This is a genomic window from Candidatus Woesearchaeota archaeon (assembly GCA_018302225.1).
GTDB lineage: Archaea > Nanobdellota > Nanobdellia > SCGC-AAA011-G17 > JAGVZY01 > JAGVZY01.
In genome coordinates, this window is record JAGVZY010000012.1 from 70638 (window position 1) to 90703 (window position 20066).

24 protein-coding genes, 3 tRNA genes and 1 rRNA gene are annotated in these 20066 nt (G+C 28.1%); 11 read left to right on the top strand and 17 right to left on the bottom strand.

Annotation, left to right across the window (positions count from 1 at the left end):
• Nucleotide 1 precedes the first annotated feature (1 nt).
• A complete protein-coding gene (locus J4403_03360; GenBank protein MBS3167222.1) occupies nucleotides 2-2644 on the top strand; it encodes a cation-transporting P-type ATPase in 2643 nt (880 codons plus the stop codon).
• Nucleotides 2645-2665: 21 nt separating this feature from the next.
• On the opposite strand, the gene J4403_03365 is transcribed toward J4403_03360, so the two are convergent.
• The gene (locus J4403_03365; GenBank protein MBS3167223.1) at nucleotides 2666-4393 is read right to left on the bottom strand and encodes a hypothetical protein; all 1728 of its coding nucleotides are present in this window, start codon (nucleotides 4391-4393) and stop codon (nucleotides 2666-2668) included.
• Between the two features lies 1 nt (nucleotide 4394).
• Complete coding sequence (locus tag J4403_03370) at nucleotides 4395-5276, bottom strand: hypothetical protein (GenBank protein MBS3167224.1); 882 nt, start codon at nucleotides 5274-5276, stop codon at nucleotides 4395-4397.
• Nucleotides 5277-5354: 78 nt separating this feature from the next.
• On the opposite strand from J4403_03370, the gene J4403_03375 reads away from it, so the two are divergent.
• From J4403_03375 to J4403_03395, 5 genes are all read left to right on the top strand, one after another.
• Nucleotides 5355-5882, top strand: coding sequence for a tRNA (cytidine(56)-2'-O)-methyltransferase (locus tag J4403_03375; GenBank protein MBS3167225.1), 528 nt, complete (start codon nucleotides 5355-5357; stop codon nucleotides 5880-5882).
• A gap of 70 nt (nucleotides 5883-5952) precedes the next feature.
• Nucleotides 5953-8655: a PKD domain-containing protein gene (locus J4403_03380; GenBank protein MBS3167226.1), complete on the top strand. Its 2703-nt coding sequence runs from the start codon at nucleotides 5953-5955 to the stop codon at nucleotides 8653-8655.
• A gap of 38 nt (nucleotides 8656-8693) precedes the next feature.
• Nucleotides 8694-8765: transfer RNA gene (locus J4403_03385), tRNA-Gly, on the top strand.
• Between the two features lie 3 nt (nucleotides 8766-8768).
• Nucleotides 8769-9410, top strand: a complete 642-nt coding sequence (locus J4403_03390) for a PIG-L family deacetylase (protein ID MBS3167227.1) — start codon at nucleotides 8769-8771, stop codon at nucleotides 9408-9410.
• Nucleotides 9410-10456: a hypothetical protein gene (locus J4403_03395; GenBank protein ID MBS3167228.1), complete on the top strand. Its 1047-nt coding sequence runs from the start codon at nucleotides 9410-9412 to the stop codon at nucleotides 10454-10456. Before J4403_03390 ends, J4403_03395 begins: the two co-directional genes overlap by 1 nt.
• Here J4403_03395 and J4403_03400 read toward each other — a convergent pair.
• A complete protein-coding gene (locus J4403_03400; GenBank protein MBS3167229.1) occupies nucleotides 10427-11221 on the bottom strand; it encodes a hypothetical protein in 795 nt (264 codons plus the stop codon). The two genes, J4403_03395 and J4403_03400, sit on opposite strands and share 30 nt — an antisense overlap.
• A gap of 35 nt (nucleotides 11222-11256) precedes the next feature.
• Nucleotides 11257-11331, bottom strand: a tRNA-Arg gene (locus tag J4403_03405).
• A gap of 135 nt (nucleotides 11332-11466) precedes the next feature.
• On the opposite strand from J4403_03405, the gene J4403_03410 reads away from it, so the two are divergent.
• Both J4403_03410 and J4403_03415 read left to right on the top strand, forming a co-directional pair.
• Complete coding sequence (locus J4403_03410) at nucleotides 11467-11847, top strand: hypothetical protein (protein ID MBS3167230.1); 381 nt, start codon at nucleotides 11467-11469, stop codon at nucleotides 11845-11847.
• A complete protein-coding gene (locus J4403_03415) occupies nucleotides 11762-12334 on the top strand; it encodes a nucleotidyltransferase domain-containing protein (protein MBS3167231.1) in 573 nt (190 codons plus the stop codon). The genes J4403_03410 and J4403_03415 overlap by 86 nt, the downstream gene beginning before the upstream one ends.
• Here J4403_03415 and tadA read toward each other — a convergent pair whose 3' ends face one another.
• Nucleotides 12335-14098 carry a Flp pilus assembly complex ATPase component TadA gene (gene tadA / locus J4403_03420; protein MBS3167232.1) on the bottom strand — a complete coding sequence of 588 codons (1764 nt, stop codon included), beginning with the start codon at nucleotides 14096-14098 and terminating at the stop codon, nucleotides 12335-12337. It lies immediately after the preceding gene.
• A gap of 112 nt (nucleotides 14099-14210) precedes the next feature.
• On the opposite strand from tadA, the gene J4403_03425 reads away from it, so the two are divergent.
• From J4403_03425 to J4403_03435, 3 genes are all read left to right on the top strand, one after another.
• A complete protein-coding gene (locus J4403_03425; protein ID MBS3167233.1) occupies nucleotides 14211-14528 on the top strand; it encodes a hypothetical protein in 318 nt (105 codons plus the stop codon).
• A gap of 34 nt (nucleotides 14529-14562) precedes the next feature.
• Nucleotides 14563-14676: ribosomal RNA gene (gene rrf, locus J4403_03430) — 5S ribosomal RNA — on the top strand.
• Nucleotides 14677-14732: 56 nt separating this feature from the next.
• Nucleotides 14733-15023, top strand: a complete 291-nt coding sequence (locus J4403_03435) for a ribonuclease P (GenBank protein ID MBS3167234.1) — start codon at nucleotides 14733-14735, stop codon at nucleotides 15021-15023.
• Here the strand turns inward: J4403_03435 and J4403_03440 are convergent.
• From J4403_03440 to J4403_03495, 12 genes are all read right to left on the bottom strand, one after another.
• The gene (locus J4403_03440; protein MBS3167235.1) at nucleotides 15001-15429 is read right to left on the bottom strand and encodes a hypothetical protein; all 429 of its coding nucleotides are present in this window, start codon (nucleotides 15427-15429) and stop codon (nucleotides 15001-15003) included. The two genes, J4403_03435 and J4403_03440, sit on opposite strands and share 23 nt — an antisense overlap.
• A 35-nt stretch (nucleotides 15430-15464) precedes the next feature.
• A complete protein-coding gene (locus J4403_03445) occupies nucleotides 15465-15719 on the bottom strand; it encodes a type II toxin-antitoxin system mRNA interferase toxin, RelE/StbE family (GenBank protein ID MBS3167236.1) in 255 nt (84 codons plus the stop codon).
• Nucleotide 15720: 1 nt separating this feature from the next.
• Nucleotides 15721-15954, bottom strand: a complete 234-nt coding sequence (locus J4403_03450) for a hypothetical protein (protein MBS3167237.1) — start codon at nucleotides 15952-15954, stop codon at nucleotides 15721-15723.
• A 91-nt stretch (nucleotides 15955-16045) separates the two neighbouring features.
• Complete coding sequence (locus tag J4403_03455; GenBank protein MBS3167238.1) at nucleotides 16046-16243, bottom strand: DNA-directed RNA polymerase subunit N; 198 nt, start codon at nucleotides 16241-16243, stop codon at nucleotides 16046-16048.
• Nucleotides 16244-16247: 4 nt separating this feature from the next.
• Nucleotides 16248-16649 (bottom strand): 30S ribosomal protein S9, encoded by a 402-nt coding sequence (locus J4403_03460; GenBank protein ID MBS3167239.1) that lies wholly within the window; start codon nucleotides 16647-16649, stop codon nucleotides 16248-16250.
• A 35-nt stretch (nucleotides 16650-16684) separates the two neighbouring features.
• Nucleotides 16685-17086, bottom strand: a complete 402-nt coding sequence (gene rpl13p, locus J4403_03465) for a 50S ribosomal protein L13 (protein ID MBS3167240.1) — start codon at nucleotides 17084-17086, stop codon at nucleotides 16685-16687.
• A 47-nt stretch (nucleotides 17087-17133) separates the two neighbouring features.
• Nucleotides 17134-17484 carry a 50S ribosomal protein L18e gene (locus J4403_03470; GenBank protein MBS3167241.1) on the bottom strand — a complete coding sequence of 117 codons (351 nt, stop codon included), beginning with the start codon at nucleotides 17482-17484 and terminating at the stop codon, nucleotides 17134-17136.
• A 24-nt stretch (nucleotides 17485-17508) separates the two neighbouring features.
• Nucleotides 17509-17592 (bottom strand) — tRNA-Leu (locus J4403_03475).
• Between the two features lie 5 nt (nucleotides 17593-17597).
• Nucleotides 17598-18371, bottom strand: coding sequence for a DNA-directed RNA polymerase subunit D (locus tag J4403_03480; protein MBS3167242.1), 774 nt, complete (start codon nucleotides 18369-18371; stop codon nucleotides 17598-17600).
• Entirely contained in the window at nucleotides 18368-18769 is a 402-nt protein-coding gene (locus J4403_03485) for a 30S ribosomal protein S11 (protein MBS3167243.1), read from the bottom strand. The genes J4403_03480 and J4403_03485 overlap by 4 nt, the downstream gene beginning before the upstream one ends.
• Nucleotides 18770-18771: 2 nt before the next feature.
• Complete coding sequence (locus J4403_03490; GenBank protein MBS3167244.1) at nucleotides 18772-19323, bottom strand: 30S ribosomal protein S4; 552 nt, start codon at nucleotides 19321-19323, stop codon at nucleotides 18772-18774.
• Between the two features lie 16 nt (nucleotides 19324-19339).
• On the bottom strand, nucleotides 19340-19813 hold the full coding sequence (locus tag J4403_03495) for a 30S ribosomal protein S13 (protein ID MBS3167245.1): 474 nt from the start codon (nucleotides 19811-19813) through the stop codon (nucleotides 19340-19342).
• Nucleotides 19814-20066 lie beyond the last annotated feature (253 nt).

Below are 20066 nucleotides of genomic sequence, written 5' to 3' on the forward strand. Positions count from 1 at the left end.
TATGTTGAAATATAGGGGGCTAACTAATAAACAAGCTGAAAATAATTTAAAACAGTATGGCTTTAATGAACTAAAAGAAATTTCTAAAAAAACTCCATTAAATATTTTATTTAAACAAGTTAGAAACAATTTTGTTATTTATTTAATTTTGTTTGCAACTATTATCTCTTTTTTTGTTGGTAAATATGTTACTGCTTATACTTTAATTTTTGTAATTTTAATGGTTGTAGCAGTAGGATTTGTACAAGAGTATAGATCTGAAAAAGCTATAGCTGCTTTAAAAGGTATGTTGGTTCCAGTTTCTTTAGTAATAAGAAAGGGTAAGGAGCAAGAAATATTTTCTAAACATATTGTTCCAGGAGATATTTTAATTTTAAGGAATGGTGAAAAAATTCCGGCAGATTGTTTGGTTTTAGAAGAAATGGAACTCAGAGTTAATGAATCTATTTTAACTGGTGAATCTAAGGATGTAACTAAAAAAGTTAGTAGTAAAAAAGAGTATACTGATGAGAATTTAGTATTTATGGGTACTTATATTGTTAATGGTAGATGTATAGTAAAAGTTATTCATACTGGAATGAATACTAAATTTGGAAATATTGCAGAATTGATTTCTACTACAGAAAAGGAACTTCCTTTACAAAATAAAATAAACAAAGTTGCAAAATATATGGCTATCATGGCAATTTTAGTTTCTGTTTTAACTGGTTTAATTATGTTTTTAAGAGCTACGAGTATTACTGAAGAAATTGTAATAAATATTCTTATTATGGTTATTGCTTTATCTGTTTCTGCATTTCCAGAAGGATTCCCGGTTGTTTTGATAACTACCTTGGCATTTGGAGCATATAAGATGGCTAAGCAGAATGCTATTGTAAATAGAATGTCTATTATTGAGACACTTGGTGAAACAACAGTTATTTGTGCTGATAAAACCGGAACTTTAACAAAAGGAGAAATGACTGTTAGAACTATTTTTGCAGATAATAATCTTTTTAAAATTACTGGAGTAGGTTATGAAGGTAAAGGAGATTTCCTTTTGGATAAACAGAAAATAGATCCTGTTAATGATGCTGTTCTGAAAAATCTTTTGTATGGGGCTGTACTGTGTAATGATGCTATAATTGAAAGAACGGGAAATGATATGGAATTTAAAACAATTGGTTCTCCTACTGAATCTGCTTTATTAGTTTTAGGTGCTAAGGCTAATTTATTTAAAGAGGATTTTAAATTTGAAAGGGTGCAAGAGTTACCTTTTAATTCTGATAGAAAAATGATGTCTGTTTTATGTCAGAAAGGTAAAGAGAAATTTGTTTATTCTAAGGGTGCACCTGAATTTTTATTAAAAAAATGTAAGTTTATTCAAACTAAAGATGGAGTTATTGAATTAGATAATAAACAGAAGAAAAAAATTAATTCTATTACTAAAAAAATGGCTAGAAATTCTTTGAGAACTGTGGGATTGGCTTATAAAACTATGAAAACTTTTACAAAAGATCATTTTGAAGAAGATTTGATATTTGTAGGTTTAGTTGGAATGGAAGATCCTGCACGTGAGGAAGTTAAAGAATCTATTGAAACTTGTAAAAATGCGGGAATTAAAGTAAAAATGATTACAGGAGATAATAAAGAAACTGCAAAATCTATTGCCAAAGAAATTGGTTTAGTTGGAGATTTAATCGAAGGTTATGACTTAGATAAATTAACTGATGATGAGCTTGCTAAATCTATCAATAAAATAGTTATTTTTGCAAGAGTTAAACCTGAACATAAACTGAGGATTGTTAGTGCTTTGAAAGCAAATGGGGAGATTGTAACTATGACCGGGGATGGAGTTAATGATGCCCCTGCATTAAAAGATGCGCATATAGGGATTGCAATGGGTAAAAATGGAACTGATGTTTCTAGGTCTGTTGCAGACTTAACATTGAAAGATGATAATTTTCATACTATTGTTGTTGCAATAAGAGAAGGTAGAACTATATTTAAAAATATAAGAAAGTTTGTGACTTATCAATTGTCTTGTAATTGTGCTGAATTATCTATTTTATTTTTTGGTGTATTATTATCTCCTTTGTTGGGTTGGGAAGCGCCGTTGTTATTATCTTTACAGATTTTATTTATGAACTTAGTAACAGATGATCTTCCTGCAATTACTCTTGGTTTAAATCCCACATCAAGGGATATAATGAATGAATCTCCTAGAAGAAATTCAGAAATATTAAATAAGAAATTAATTGCCTTATTAGTCTTTAATGGAGCATTATTAGCTGGATTAACTTTAATTTCCTACTACTTATCGTTTAACTTATTTGGTGAGAATACAGAATACTCTAGAACTGTCGCTTTATTTTCTCTAATTGGTTTAGAAATTGTTTCAGCATTTAATTTTAGATCTTTAAGAAAAAAAGTATTAACTAGGAGTCCGTTAGTAAATCCTTATTTATTTTATGCTTCTTTGATATCTTTAGCTGCAACTTTTATTATAATTTATACTCCTGTAAATAAAATCTTTGGAACTATACCTTTGAGATTGGAAGGATTTATTATTATGGTTGGATTATCTTTACTTTTAATTTTAATATTTGATTTACTTAAATATGCCAATTCTAAATTAAAATTCTTTGATGTAGAGCATATATAGATTAAATTATTAAAAGAAATTTTACTCTAAAATCTTTTCCATCATTGATGCAAATGCTGGTCTTGTAATAAGAACACCGATTGTGATTCCAACTATTGTTGTGAATGCAAATCCTCTTAATAATCCTGCTGCTGTGTTCCATAAAGGTATCATTGCAACAAAGGTTGTACAATAAGCAGTAAGTATAATTCCAAATGCTCTTTTTATTTTTTGTTTCCAACTTAATGTTTCTTTTTTATCTTTACCTGAAAGAAGTTCATCTGTAATAACTATTTGATCATCTATGCCTGTTCCAATAGAAGCAACAAATCCCGCTATAGACGGTAAGTCTAAATTCCATTTAAATAATGCTGCAAATCCAAGTACGATTAATAATTCACTAAATAAGTTAATTGCAATTGGAATTAATAATTTTAATTTTCTATATCTAATATATACAACTGCAAGAACACCTAAGAATGCGAGTACTCCAATTAATAAAGCATTTTTAGTAAATTGTTCCCCCATAATAGGACTAACTTCTTCGAGACTTACAATTTCCATTTCAAAGGGTAAGCTTCCTGTAATCATTACTGTTTGAAGTCTATTCATTTCTGCAAGTGCATTTTGCATTGCTGTTTGACTTGTTTTTCCAACTCCTGGTCCAGAAATTGAAATGCTTTGGCTAGGGTTTCCTTTTAAGTCTTTTCCAATGTTTAAGCTGCTTACAAATCTTCCATCCAAATATAAATCTAAAGTTTCATTAACATAAGTTCCAGTTTCTTTTGTTACTAAATCTAAATCTTTAGTAATTGCTGCTTGTTTTTGTGCGGCTTCTTCACTTAACCGTATTGCAAATTCAAAGTTACAAATATACTCGTTTTGTGCAGTTTGACCACAACTTTGTATTCCTGCGCATGAACCATCTCCTCTACAAACATATCTTATATCTCTTTTTTCTCCTGTAAATACTAAATCATCTCCGATTCTTGCTTCGAATTTACCTTGTTTTGCAACAAATTCTTCAATCTCTTCTTTTGTTGCACCCGCTAGTTCTATTGAGATATAATGATTATTTAGGTTATCAGAAACAGATCTTATTTTCATTTCTCTTAAACCATAAATATTTAGTTTATTAGTAAGAATTTCAATCATAAGAGTAAGATTTTCTTCAGAAACTTCTTCAGTAGGTTTCAAAATAACTCTTGCACCGCCATCTAAATCAAGTCCTTTCTTAATATTTGATGAACTTACTTGTTTTACTTTTATTGAAGGCACCTTAGTTATTAAAAGAGAATAATCTTTTTTAGTTGTTGAGATTTCTAATTTTGAATAAGGTAAAATATCATAATAATGGTTTATAAAATCTTGTTCTAAATTGATTTCATAACTATCTATTTTTTTGATTATAGAATTGTTTTCAAGACCTTGGATTTTTGAATTTATAACTGTAAGATTTTTTAATTCAAATCCTAATTCTCCTTTAGAAGTATAAGTTACTGTAGACTTATCCGTAATAATTATTATTTCTTTTTCAGGTATTTTTATTGATTCTAAAGCAGATTCAAAGTCTTTAATATCTTTTATTTCTAGATTATTTACAGATCTTATTATATCTCCCGAAGTTATTCCTGCATCTTTAATAATTTCATCTGAATAAGTAACTTCAACTCCTAAGGTGTTTAATCTTGGGGAGATTGAAAGTATAGCTATGATTAAAAAAAATATCAAAATCCATACTCTTAATGTTAAATATTTTTTTAGTGACATTTTATTCTATATGTTTTTTTTCAGCATACCATTTTAGTAATGATGCATTTTGTAAATATGTTATAAAAATATCTAGGGTTAGGCCTATAATCATAATTAAAAAGATTTGTTTGAAGATTTCAATGTTAGTAAATATATAACCAATTAAAACAGCAATGATACTAGTTATAGTCATAAATATTCCTGTTTTAAATGAACTTAAAAGTTTTTGATTTACTGTACCTTCTCCTTTTCTTTTTAGAACTTTAGTATTCATTAAGATATCTGTATCAACACTATAACCAATAAGTAAGAGGATAGAAGCCATACTTCCAAGTGAAAGTTTCATGCCTATTAAATCTACAACTGCGATTGTCCCAATTATATCTATAAATGCGCAAGATACAACGGCTATACTAGGGATAAAAGATTTATAAGTTATAAAAACAACAATTGCCATAAATACAAATGCGATAAGCATTGACATGAATATTTCTTTGTAAGTTGATTCTCCTAAAATTGCACTTGTTTTTTTAATACTATAGTTATCTTTTGTTAATTCAATACCTTTTGCTTTAATCTTTTCGAGAACTATATTTTCATCTACATTTTCTCCTGCTTCTATTTCAAATCTTTGGGCTTTAGTTAATGCATCAATACCTGATCTTACAAATATATCTTGATTTACTTCTTTTCTTAGATAATCTTCAAGTTCTTGTCTATCTATATTTTGGATATTAATAATAGATATAGCGCTTCCACCTTGTAGGCTTACATCTCTTTGGAAAAATGAACCATATTTTTGATAGTTTAAGCCTATGATTAATAAGGAGCTAAGTAGTATAAGAAGGGGTATAATCATGAATTTTTTATAATTCTTGTTGTAAAACTCTTCAAATTTCATTATTCATCGAAAAAAGCTTATATTTAAATAACTTTTTATAATCCTTTATAAAGTTAAGGTTAATAATAAAAAGATAATATGAAAATAGAAGTTTTAAGGCTGACACATAGGAAAAATAGAGATATAAGAGTAAGTACTCATTGTTGTTTGGTTTCTAGAGCTTTTGGTGTTTCTAAGATATATTATACTGGAGATAAAGATGAAGGTCTTGAGAAAACTGTTAAAAACGTTAATGGTAATTGGGGTTCTAAATTTTCTGTTGAATATGTTGGTGAAAGCTTAAATAATACTTTGAGATTGATTTCTTTGAAAAAGAAACAAGGTTTTCGTATAATTCATTTAACAATGTATGGTCTAGAGTTTGAAAAAAGTGTAAAATTGTTAAAGAAATTAAAAAAATTGTTTATTGTTGTTGGTTCTGAAAAAGTGGATTCAGAAATTTATAAAATTGCAGATTATAATTTAAGTGTTGCAAATCAACCGCATTCAGAAATTGCTGCATTGGCTGTTTTAGTTTATGAATTAAACAACAGAAAGTTTGTAAAGATAAAAGGCAAGATTAAAATTAAACCTTCAAATAGATTAAAGATAGTTGAAAATAATTAAAAAAGAGTTAAATAACAGCAATATTTAAATATAAAGAGTTTATAAATAAGATAATAAAGGGGTGCAATGAATGAAGTTAAATAGTTTTATTTTGCTATTAGTTACTTTGTTATTTATACCTCTGGTTTGCGCAAGTTCTGTTGATCTAAAATTAGATACTGTAAATTATGGTCCAAGTTCTGAATTAGATGGTTATATTGTTTTGCCTAAAGGAGAATATACTAAAGATACGGTTATAGAATTAAGTACAAATGATAATACATATACTAAAAAATTATCTGATGTTCTTGTTTGTGGAGATTATGATAAATGCACATCTATAAGTGAGATGTATACTTCTAGTGAAGAAGTTTTCTCTCCTGAGATTCAAACTTCTGGTTTGCTAGTTGGTATTAAAAAGAAAAAAGGAGAAGAAATTGATACTTCAAAAGTAGCTAAATTTAATATTTCAAGTTTAAGTCCTTTTGCTAAATCGGTTGCAGCAAATGTTGGTAATGATTTAGACACAGAATGGAAATACTTTGGTAAATCTGTAGAAGGGCAATGGGAGTCTACTCAAATTCCAAACGGGGTAGACGATACTTTTGAGAATAAAGCAGAGATATCTTCTAATTTTGGATCATGCCAATTATTTGATGTGGGAGAAACAGATAAAATTCAGGTTTATGGATATGTCTCTGGTAATGGAATTATTATGACTCCATCAGTTTATGATTATAGTAATAATAAAAGTCTTGTAGCTTTAGCTAATATTAAAGAGGCCATATGTGAAAAATCTACTTCTTCATTTTATTGGACAGAATGTAATTTAACTTTTAATAGGCCTATAAACTCTAAATATCTCTTTTGTTTAACTTCTTCAGCTGGAGGATATATTTCATATAAAGAAAGTGATAGTTTGGGTTATAGATGTACTTTGAGTGGTGGATGTATTTTATCTGGAAAAAATTATTTTATAAAAATGAAACCTCAAAAATATGATAATACATTAAAAACTGAAGAAGAATATTCTGTAGCCAACACGGGTTTTACAGAACCGTTTTATCAAAGTCTAAAAACTTATTATTGTCCTAAAAATGCAGACTGTGTTATCCCTATTAATATTACTTTTAATCAAAATGAGAATAGTAAAGTAATCTTATCTAAATTAGAAGTTTCAATTATAGAATCTGATGGCTTAAGTAAAATTATAAGAAATAAGTTTGTTACTAATCTTCAAAGTACACAGCCTAAATTTGTTTTTAGTGATGATTTAAATTTACCTTTATCTAAGTTTGGAATAACTCTTCCAAGTAAATATGGCTCTTATGAATTAAAAGCTTATTTTTCTGGAGAAAATGATGAGATTAAATATACTATTACAAAAGTTCCTACTGTAAGTATAACTGCTCCTGCAACAGCTTTTACAGGACAAAATTTGAGTTTAAGTGCAAATATTACTTTAGTTGATAATGTTGAAATTGATAGTTATTTATGGAACTTTAGCGAGGGTGATGAATCTACTGAAGCAATAGGTGTACATACTTATTCAGATGAAGGAACTTATAAAGTAACTTTAACAGTTAAAGATAAACAACAAAGAAAAGGCATTGGAAGTGTTTTAATTAATGTAAATAACCCTGAAAATGTAACTGATGAATTAATTAATCAAACTTTAAATTTATTAAATGGATTAGAAAAGGAGATAAACAGTAATAAAACTGCAGGATTAAAAGAAGCTTATTATGATTTAGGCTTAAGTGATTATGTTGCAGAATCAAAATCAAAAATAAAAATAATACAATCAAGAATTAATAGTAGTTTAACTGACTCACAAAAAGCAGTTATTTACCAAGAAGTTTCAAAAGATTTGACAGATATAAGAAATAATTTAGTTTTAGGATTCAGTGTTTCAGAGTCTAAGTCTTTGACTTATGAGAATAATATTTTACCTGCAAATTTTCAGACAAGTTTGGTAAATTCAGGAGATTTTTTGAGTGTTTTGAAAGAAAATACTAATTTGAAAGTTGAATCTACTGCAAGAAAGATAAAATTAAATTATTTAAATGGAAATTCAGACGAATTTATATTAATAACTAAAGATTTGAGTAGTTCTAAAAAATTACAAGGAAGTTATTATGAGATTTTTCCTATAGATGTGACTTTTGAAGGAATGACTTTGGGTGTATCAGAAAAAGAGGGTAATAATCTTAAACTAAAAGAGATTGCTTTACCTGAGAAAGTAGCTTATAAAGTTAAGGGTGGATTAGTTTCAAGACTAGATATGTTTTATACTTTATATATTCCAAGTTCTATATCTTCAGTTAATAGTTATATTGGTGGAGAAGACTTTGTTTGTGGAAATAGTGCTTGTGAAGATGGAGAAGATAATATTCTTTGCCCACAAGATTGTGTGTGTGGGGATGGAAAATGTGATATAACTGAAATGGATTCATGTTCTGAAGATTGTAGTAGTGGATTTAGTTTGAAGGGGACAAATTTAATAGTATTAGTTATAGCGGTTGTAATATTATTGGGTGCAGTAGGATTTGCAATTTTATACCCTCAATTAACAAAGCCAAAAAGTAAACCTTCTACAAGTGTATTAAATACTACTCAATTAAACACTTTGTTACAATATCTTAGAAGTTCTGAAAAATTAAGAGTTCCAATATCTAAGGTAAGACAGAATCTTTTATCAAAAGGATGGAAACCTCAACAAATAGACGAAGCCATACAAAAATATGCGAATTCAAAAAAACAAAATCCTTCTTTTTCAAGCAGATTTAAATAAAAACCTTTATAAATCTTTTAACCCAGTTATATTCTTAAGCATCGGTCGTATAATGGTTAGTATTTCAGCCTTCCAAGCTGATAATCTGGGTTCGAGTCCCAGCCGATGCATATATGCAGGATACAATACTTGTATTTTGTGCTCATTCAGATGATGAGATTTTAGGGATGGGTGGCACAATTGCGAATTATATTAAAGATGATAAAAAGGTAGTTACAATTATTTTTTCTAAAGGTGAGAAAAGTGTTCCTTGGTTAAATGAAAAATATTTAGCAAATTTAAGGAAAAAAGAAGCACATAAAATAAATGATGAAATTGGTCAGAGAGAGATTATATTTCTTGAGTTGAAAGATTTTGAGTTAGTAAGACAAATTGAAAAGGAAAATATAAAAGAAAGAATTAAAAAAATTATTTTGAAGTATAAACCTGTAAAAATATTTACACACTCTCCAGATTATCATTTAGATCATAGAACTGTTTTTAAAACAATGTTAGAAGTTGTTGATAGTTTAGATAAAAGATATCCTGTATATACTTTTGATGTGTGGAAAATGATTGATGCTCCACAGAATATGCCTAAATTATACATTAATATAACAAAAACCTTTTCAAGCAAAATTAACGCTTTAAAACAGTTTAAAAGCCAATTATTGTTTAGTATATATCCTTTGATGCCTTCGATGTATTTTAAGGCTATTTATAATGGTTATAAAAACAAATGCAAATATGCTGAATTGTTTTATAAGGTAAGATAATGATTAAAAATAAATTAATTATCTCAACAGGTGTAGGATATGGACATGTTACAAGAGATCAAGCTATTGCAGAAAAATTGAGTGGAAAAATCTTTTTTGCAGGATATGGTTGTTCTTATAATTATCTTAAAGCTTTTTATCCAACTATAAAAATTTCTGGAATAAGATTTTCAGATGCAAGGAATATATTAAAATTTAGAAAATTATTTATCCCCGCGAATTTTGTTTCTCTGTTTTATTCTATTTTTGATTATTTTAGGTTGAGAAAATTAATTAAAAAAGAAAATATTAAGGTTATAATTTCTGATAATGAGCCTATTGCAAAGTTTTTAAGCAAAAAAGGAGAAATTAAATCAGTTTTAATTCATAATCAAAATTTGAAAGGTTTGTGGAAGATAATTAAAGGAGATTATAATTCTGATATGAGACTTTTAGCAAAACTTACTAAATCATTAATTGAATGGGGACATAAAAATGCAGATTTAGTTATTACCCCTTCTTTATTGGGAAAGACAGAGCATAAAGGCAGATATTATTCTGTTGGTTCGATTGTAAGAAAAAGTGAAAATAAGGTGTCCAATAATGCGATACTAGTTATGCTTGGAGGTTCAAGATTTGGTTTGTTTATGGCTGATAAGATAATTAAGCTTGCTGAAGAGTTGAATGAGCAGTTTATTATTTTTGGGTATAAAGAAGATTTAGGTTTGAAAAATGTTAAAGCCTTTAAGTTTAATCCAAATTTCATAGACTATTTAAAAGACGCAAAAGCAGTTATTTCTTTATCAGGACATTCTGCAATTTCTGAATGTTTAGTTCATAAAAAAGCTTGTTTGATTTTACCTATACAAAACCATGTTGAGCAATATTTAAATGCTAAAACTGTTGAGAAAATATATCCCGTGATTTATACTGAACCGAGTGAGAAAGAATTAAAACGACAAATTAAACTTTTGTTAAAGAATAGAACTAAAATTGAAAATAAGATTAAAAAATTAAGATTAAAAGAAGGAACTGAACTAGCTGCAGAATTGATTAATAACCTTTAACCATTTTTCTGGGTTTCTTTTTAGCATAGATTCTAATGAGTAAATTACTATTTCTTCTAGACCTAAATTGTTTAGAACTTCTAAATCTTTTTTTAAGTAAGTTTCATCTGGATAAACTCCTTCATTTTTTAGGATTCCTTTGCCTATAAGTCCTACTGAAGCTCTTAATAGGGGATATTGCTTTTTATAAGATTTAATATAAATTGTGTTAATTTTTCTTAAGAAAGGTATGAAAAGTTTACCTTCAATTGTATTATAAAACATCACATTTTTAGTAATATTTTTGTTTTCATAATAACAACCTGTTTTTTTAAGATAAAATTTTGGTGCTAAAAATTCATTCAACATTATTTTATTATCCTTTGATATTTCTGAAATTGTTTTGTGTAAGTATTCTGAATTTTGATATTTCATAAAGTAAAGTTTGATAATGTAGAAGAGCATTTTGAGATTAGAATATTTAAATTTCGGAATTGGTGGTTCTAAATCTATTTTTATGTTTAGATTTTTATACTTTTTTAGTTTTGTAATTTCTTCTTTAGGTGTTGCTCCTGAAAACCAGTAACCTTTTTCTTTTGGAATTATAATCCAAATTCCTATTTCATCGTGCTTATCTAATTGAGAAGAATACTTTTTATATTCTGTTAAAGATTGGGAAGCAATATAAACACCTGTTTTACATTTAAGTTTTTTTAAGTATTTGTTTGCTTTTTTCCAGTCTACTTGATTTGGAAATTCTGACCAGAATAACACTTTTTTAAACATTTATATTAAGTTTTATTGGGGGTTAATTAACTTTACGGGCCCAGCAGGATTTGAACCTGCGACCTACAGATTAGGAATCTGCTACGCTATCCAGGCTGCGCCATGGGCCCACAATCCATATTTAGTTGTTTAATTTATAAAAGTTATTTAATTTAATATGTTAAATTCTAATCTCTTAATTTTACTCTAATTTAATGTGTTAAAAAAGAAAGGTTTATATACGTTTAAATTTAATAAGGTAAATAATGAATAAAAATATCCTTAAACAAGGTATAAACGAGTTTATCGAAGGGGGATTAGATGAAGAAAATAAACAAAGGTTCAGACTTGCAGTCACAGCTTATTTTAAGGCAATTTCGCAAATATGCGATTTAATATTATTTGAAAAGATAGGGTTTATGCCTAAAAATCATAGTGAAAGATTTAGAATATTAGAAAAAAATAACAAGGAGCTTTATTTTTTGGTGGATACTACCTTTAAAATGTATAGAGATACATATTCAAAAGAAATGGATAAGGAGTTATGTAAAAAAATAAGAAATGAAATATCAAAAATTATTGCAATTTCAGGAATTAGAGAAGATTTCCAAGAGATTATACAAAAAATATCGAGAAAAAATAGTTGATATTTTTCTTTTTGGATCTTGTGTTAAAGGGAAATTACGTCCTAATGATCTAGACTTAGCTGTACTATTTAAAAATTCAGATTCTCAATTTTCGCAAAAGATTTATTCTGAATTTAAAAAAGAAACTGATAAAGAGATTCACTATAATGGGTATAATATAGAAGAAATTTTTAGTTTGTCTATTTTTTCTACGCTTTTAGAAGAGGGGTATTCACTTATACATAATCGATATTTATCTGAATTAATGGGTTACGAAGCTTCAATGATATTTAATTTTAATCTTAAGAATCTTACAAAAAGTAAGAAAGTTTTATTTTCTTATGCTTTGCATGGACATAATTCGAATGAGGGGATGTTAAAGAAATTAGGTGGAAAGATTTTTGGAAAAGCAGTAGTTATTATTCCTGAATCTAAGGTTGAAGAGTTTAGAGAATTTTTCGAATTATGGGATATTGATTTTGAAGCGAAAAAAGTCTTAATTAAATAATTATATTTTAACTTCTAATTTACCTGAAGAAATCTCTTGTCCTAGACCACTCTTTTTGTGTATTCTTATTTCTGCTCTTTTTGAGAGTGTTGCAGAAAATAATAATTCATCATTTTTGTAAACATCTATATTTCTTCCTGCGAGTTCTGGTGCAAATGATAAAATAACATAACCTTTACTATTTGTTAAATTATATCTGATTGGAGCTTTTTCATTTCTTACTTCATCTTCTAATTCTCTAATATCAATTTTTATTCCAAGTTCTTTTTCTATGCCTGCAATGTGTTTTCCTTCTTTTCCAATTATTTTTGCAATTTCATCTTTAGGAACATAAACTATTGCTTTGTGATTACTAATTAATTCTGCTTTTGCTTTTCTTGAATATCTTTTGAATTCTTCTTCTAATGCTTTTGATGCAAATGTTGGCTTTTTGTTTGTTGATTCTTCTGAAACTGGAATAACTACTGTTTCTTCACCATAGCTGTATAACTCAAATTCTAATTTATTTGTTTCAAAATCTCTTACTTCTACAACTGGACGTGATAAATCTGCTTCAGTCATTCCTGTTGGAACTTTGACTGTCATAATTACACTTAGAACTTTGTCTACTAAACCGTTTTTTATGAAAACTACAGTGTCAATAATATGTGGAATAACTCCTAATTCTGTTCTTCCTAAGAATCTTTGAATTGCATCTATAGGATTAGTTGCATGAATTACGCCTATAAAACCAATTCCTGCTAATCTTAAATCTGCAAATAGTTCAAAATCTTTTGTGTTACGCATTTCATCAAATAAGGTATAATCTGGACGTGAAAGTAAAAGTATATCATGTATTTCTTGAGGTGTTCCGTGCGATATTGCATATTGAGTAATATTATCTGCTAATTGTAAATCTCTTGGAGCTTCTACTGTTTTTACTATTTTATCTTTTGAAGCGTAATGTTCTGCTAAAGCTTGTGCAAATGTTGATTTTCCTGCACCTGGAGAACCTGCAACTAACATACCTTCTGCTTGTTCTGCAATTCTCTTTTTTAATTTTTCACTAAGATTATATTCTTCTAGGTTTAATTTTTTAACTGGACGAACAGCAGTAATTTCCCAACCATCTGAGAATGGCGGTCTGGTAATAACTATTCTAAATTTTCCTAATTGTATAATTGTGCTTCCTGTACGTTCTATTTCTATAAATCCGTCTCTTCTTATTTTTGATTCTTCAATTATTTCTGTAGAGATTTCTTGAATTTCTTCTTGAGTTAATTTCTTTTTTGAGATAATCTCAAATTTCCAATTTCCTGGAAATCCTTTTTTTGCATAAGCTTCAACACCTTCTTTTAAATGTACGCTCATTGTAGTTTCATCAAAGAATTGTTCTAATTTTATCTTTTTACTTGAGATTTCTGGTTTAATGTAAATAACTGCAATTCCTTTTGCTTCTGCAACTTTGTGTTGAACTTTATCTGAAGTTATTAATGTAGAATCAGTTTCATAAGCTAATTGTCTAATAATAGCATCAATTTCACCTTCAGTAGCATATTTTATGTCTACTGCTTTTGGTCTTGTGCCTGCAAATTTGATATTATATTTTTTTAATTTCTTTATTTCTTCTAACCCCAAAAATCCAATAGATTTTCCTAGATTTGCTTGATGTTCTAATTCTGCTAGAACTGCTTCGTGTATAAGTATTTCGTCAATAATATATTCTTTTGATTCTAATTTTTTTGAGAGAATTCCTTCTATAATAATATTAGTATCAGGAACCATTCGTTCAAATTTTTCTGTTTTCACAAGTTTTAGAAAGGCTAATGTTATTTTTAAATGTTTGTTTTGTATATAATAAGCATACTCTTATAAATTTATCTCCTTTTTAATAAGTATGGTAATTTATAATCAAAAATGTATGCGATGTAAGCAGAATTATGTCTTGATTTCTTATAGAGAAAAGTTTCCTTTATGCTATGAATGTCAAAAGAAAGAGTTAAGTAAAAAGATAAAAGATCCTGAGATGAAGAAGTTTTTTGATATTCCTGAAGAATTCTATAAAAAAAGTCTATTTTTGAGAAATATTAAGATTTTTTACTTAACTCATCAGCAATTGAGTGATAAACAAATAAGTGCTTTTAAGACTGTAGTTGATAAGTTAAAAGCTGATGAAAAGGCTAAGAAAGCATTGGCTAAGGCTGAAAACGAATAGAAAGTTTTATAAATTTAACACAGATTTAATAGGGTAGGACGGTCATAGTGGTCTGTATCACCTGTTCCCATCTCGAACACAGAAGTTAAACAGGCTTACGTTCCATGTGCTACTGCACTTATGCGGGAAGCGTGGAAAGCTGTCCACCTTATTTTTCTTTAATTTTTAACTAAATTTATAAGTTAGATAATTTTAACTATTAAAATGGTAAAGCTAAATAAAAAACAGGAACAAAGAAAGATTGCTTTAGAAAGAATAAAAATTCTATTTAGCGAAGCTAAAGATAATCCTAATATGGCTAATAGATATGTTGAATTGGCAAGAAAGATTGCTATGAAAGTAAATTTAAGAATACCTTTACAATATAAAAGAAAATATTGTAGTCATTGTTATAATTATTTTAATTCTGAGAATTCAAGAACAAGAATACATAAATCACGGGTAATAAAATACTGTAATAAATGTAGAAAGTTTACTCGAATTCCTGTAAATTAATTCCATTTGTTTTTATTGTTTTGTAAGTATTCCACCATTCTTTTTTAACCCAAAGTTTTTCTTTTTTTAGAGTTGCTTCAAAACCTCTCTTTTTTAGTTCTTTAGTTACAATTCCGCCTTTATGTGGGTGTTTGTATAATCTTTGGTGTGGGCTAAAGAAGCCATGCATATAATGTACAAGTTCATGAGCTACGGTTGTATCAATAACATATTCTGGAATAAGTTCATGCATAAACAAACTATTTATTGTAATTATGGTTGTTTTATCTTTTAAAGAAATACTTCCAAATCTATTTTTACTTTTACCTTTGAATCTAATTACAACATCGTTTGATCTTGCAACTTCTGGAAATAAAAATGTCCAAATTTGATTAAGTTTGTTATTTAACCATTCATTATCGCGCATAAATTTGAGAAATTTTTTAGAATTTATAAATTTAGTCAATAAGAGTTATCGTGATGATCTAAAGATATTATTTTGATAGTATTGCCCTCTATTTTAAAGATTAATACAAAACTTCCGAAATGGATTCTTCTAAAACCTGCTAAGACATTACTTAAAGGTTTATAATGTTCTGGATTATTTATTAGTTCTAAAAGTTTTTTTTGTATTTGTAAGAATAAGGTTTTGTCTTTTTTCTTTAGTTTTTTCATTGATTTTTCAAATTCTTCACTGAATTCAATGAGATATTCCATATTATAGACCTTTTATATATTCTATTGCTTGTTTTTGGTCAAGCTTTTTAACTCCTTTCCCAGTCTTCATCCTAGATTCTATTTGAGTATATCTTTCTAAATTTTCTAGAATTACCTTTTTTCTCATTAAATCCAATATAAATTCTTGAATATTTTTATATCCTAATTCTTGATAGTATTCTTTAGAAGCGTTGAATAGATTTTTTGGTATGGTTAAACTTATTTGTTGAGTCATTTTATCTGAGTATTTTAAAGTATTTTAAAGTATTTAAATCTTTCTATAGATTTAGCTGTTTAATTAAATGAAATTTAAGAATAGTAAAAAATTAGCTTTTTTTGAATCTACCTATTGTATCCACTAGGTCAACATGTCCAAGGAATAAAGCTCTGCAACAGTATCTTTTTAATCCTAGATCGTCCATTACTTTCTTTTTGCTTTCTCCTTTTTTGATTCTTCTATTGTATTCTTCCCATAAGTGCGCTACGGGTTTCCCACAACTAAAGCAACGAATTGGTATTTGCATTTTTTTATCTCTTTGTGAATTGTCTCTTTGCTCTTGGCTTTGAATCATTAGGTTTGGATGATTCGTTCTTTCTTACGTCAGCAACTAATAAGTGCCTATCATATATTAAATAGTCTGCTTTTAATTGTTTATTTTTTGTAATTTCTACTAATGCTCTTGCAATAACTAATCTTATTGCCTCTGTTTGTGATGCAATTCCACCACCGAAAACATTAATGTTTAAATCTATATTTTTTGCAAGATCTCCTGCAATTGTTATTGGTTCTAACATTTTTAATCTATTAAATTCAGTACTATAATTTGATAATAATTGGCGATTTACTCTGATTATCCCTTTTCCTGGTTTTGCAGTTGCTCTTGCTACTGCTTTTTTTCTTCTTCCAGATACATGGACTACTTTTGTCATTTTAATTTTTTAAGTTAAATGATTGTTAAAAACAATCATCTTAAACCCTTACTTAATTCCTCCAAGGTTATAAATCTTGAGTTTCCGTTGAAATATGCTTTTTCTAAAGATACTAAATTTTCTTTTGATTCTGGAGCCATGTTGTAGCATTTAATTCTTTTTAATGCTAATTTTCCACGCTCTTGTTTAAATGGAACCATTCTTTTAATACATCTTTTCATAATCATTAATGGGCTTGTATGTATATAAGGACCTTTTGTGGGTGACATAAGTAAATTTCTTAATCTTTTATAATGGGCAACAATTACGCTTTTTTCTCCTAAGATTACAATTTTACTGCAATTATATAATTCTATGGTTTCACCTTTAAGAGCTTCTTTTGCAACATAAGTAGCAACTCTTCCCATTATTAGATTTTCACAGTTTATTTTTATCATTTAAACCTCTGGTTTTAATGACTGTCAAACAAGTTTGACATTTCATTTTAACAAATAATTCTTACTCCTTTTGCTTTTGGATTTTCTTTTATTAAATTTTCAAGTTTAATCATATTTTTTCCAAGTTTTTCTTTTGCAGAGCTTGAAAATGAAAATGCCACAACTTTTGCTTTTGTAGTTCCTGTGCCTAAAACTTTTCCGGGAACTAGAGCAATTTCATTTGGTTTAATATAAATTTCTATTTTTGATAAATTAACTGAAACTCTTGAACGTGTAGGCTTTTCTAATTCAAATGCAATTCTTTTCCAAATTGGAGCTTTCTGACTATTTGAAAGTGTTTTCATTTCTCTTATCATTTTGATAAGTTTTTCATTTGTTGGTCCGGTTCTTTTAGACATTTTGTTTATCCTTTGTAAATATTATGCGGGAGACAGGGTTTGAACCTGCGTAAGCACTGAGCTACTAGCTCCTTAAGCTAGCCCGTTTGACCACTCCGGCACTCCCGCGTTATCTACTTCAGGTGTTCTGCAACACCATCAGTTTTTACTTTAAGTAATTCTAATGCGGTAAGTACCATTGTTTTTGGATCTAATTGTCCAAATGATTCTATTTCGAATATGAATTCTTCTCTTATTGGTTCAATTTTTATTGAATCATTGTTAACTAATTCTACACATGCATTACATAAATCACATGCTTCTTCATTTACAATTTTTAATTTGTCTTTATCAAATTTGAAAACTTTTTTTGGACAAATTTCTTCAGCTTCTTTTATTTTGCAATTATTTAAAGTTATTTTTGCAGGATGATGATAATATGCTAATCCTGGAGACCATTTTGCATGTTCTTTTCCTTTTCCTAAAATTGCAGTTGCTTCTAATTCTAAAGTTTGACCTTTTAATAATTTAACAATAATTATTTGTGGGTAAGCTGGTTTTATTTTTGGATCTTGAGCTTGTAAATTTTCTGCATAAACTACTGCTGGTCCTTTTGCTTTAAGTGATAAAGTTGTTTGACATCTTGCACAACCTTCTCCTTTACATTTACAATCTTGTTTTAATTCATACCCTTTAATATCTGATTTTAATGGAATTAATCCTAGTCTATGTGCAATCATTTCATCATATAATGCAGATGAGTTTTTCGAGATTTTTACAGTATTAATTGCCATAGTTGGAACTTCATCAAGAATAGTTCTTCTTAGTGAGTTTGCAAATTGTGCAGTTATATTTTTAGCTAAGAATGAAATACTGTCTTTCTTTTTTTCAATTAATTTTATGTTCATACTCTTCTACCTCTTTTTCCACCTTTCTTTCTACATCCACCATGTGGAATAGGTGTAACATCTTCTATTGAACCCACTTTTAATCCTGATCTTGATAATGTACGAATAGCTGCTTGTGCACCTGGGCCCGGTGATGCTGGTCCATTTTGTCCACCTGGAGCTTTTACTTTAATATGAATTCCTGATAATCCTTTTTCTTTGCATCCTTCTGCAACTATTTTTGCTGCACTCATTGCTGCAGTTGGTGAACTTTCCATTCTATCTGATTTAACAACCATTCCACCAGATGCTCTTGCAATGGTTTCTTTACCAGACATATCAGTAACATGAATAATAGTATTATTATAACTAGACATAATGTGTGCAATTCCCCATTTTATTTTTTCAATTTTTGCCATTTTTATTCTTCAACTTTCTTTTTTATTTTTTCAATTTTTTCTTTTATAACTCTTTCTGGATGTTCTGAATTTGAAAGTTTTGAAGAAGGTCTAAAAGTAATTAATGATTCTTCTTCAATTGGAACAATATAAGATGGTGAAGTTATTTTCTTGTTGTTAATACTAATATGTCCATGAGTTACAAATTGTCTTGATTGTGAAACTGTTTTTGCAAGGCCTTTTTTTACTAATAATGTTTGAAGTCTTCTATTAAGAATACTATCCAAACTTAGGGCAAGAACATCATCTAATGAAGAGTCTTTGTTTAATAATGATAATTTTGTTAATTTAGTGATTAATTGTTTTTGTTCTTTTTTTGATTGTTCGGTATCAAGAGCTTTAAGATTTTTAGCTTGTTTTCTAAATCTTCTAAGAATATGTTCCATCTTAAGAATTTCTCTTCTGTTTTTTAATCCGAACTCTTTAAGAATAAGTTTATCTCTATCTATTCTTTCTTTCCTCCAAGGATGTCTTGGAGTTTCATACTTCTTCCTTTGTTTTTTAGGATCTCCCATTTTTAGCTGGTGTTAATTATTTTTTATCAGCTTTAGCAGGTGCAGTTTGTGCTCTTTTTACTACACCTACAGCCCTTCCCTTTCTGAAGTGGGCTTTAGTTCTCTGGCCTCTTACTGGTAGGCCTTGTCCGTGTCTAATACCTCTTCTACATCTAATCTTTTTGAGGTTTTTAATATCAACATCTTTTTGGAACTTTAATTTTGATGAAACTAAGTGAAAGCTTTTATTTGTTTCCATATCACGTCTTCTGTTTAACATCCATTCTGGTACATTTGGTGATTTTATAGTGTCTGAAATCAGCTCTATTTCCTTTTCTGATAGGTCTCCGACCTTCTTTTTTCTATCTAAGCCTGTTAAACCACATATTGCGTTTGAAAATGAGTAACCTATGCCTTTAATCTTTCTTAAAGCTCTAGCAAGAGGCTTATTTCCGTCTAAATCGGTTTCTGCTACTCTTACAATGTGTTTAAAGTCTGCGTTGTGTTCCATTTTTGATTAAAGTTCGAATTTGTTTGTTTTAAAACTGTTAGTAATTTTGTCTTTTTGTTTAAAAAGCTTTTGGAAATTTGTTATTTTTAGTTTAAAAAATTAAAATTTAATTGTTTTCATTTAAAAATTATCTATAGTAAGGTTTATATATAAAAACAATTTGAGATTTATAAATGATTTCAAATTATAAAATTATAATTCTTGGAGGTGTGTTAATTTGAAAAGTTTAAATCTAAAAATATCTTTGTTAAGT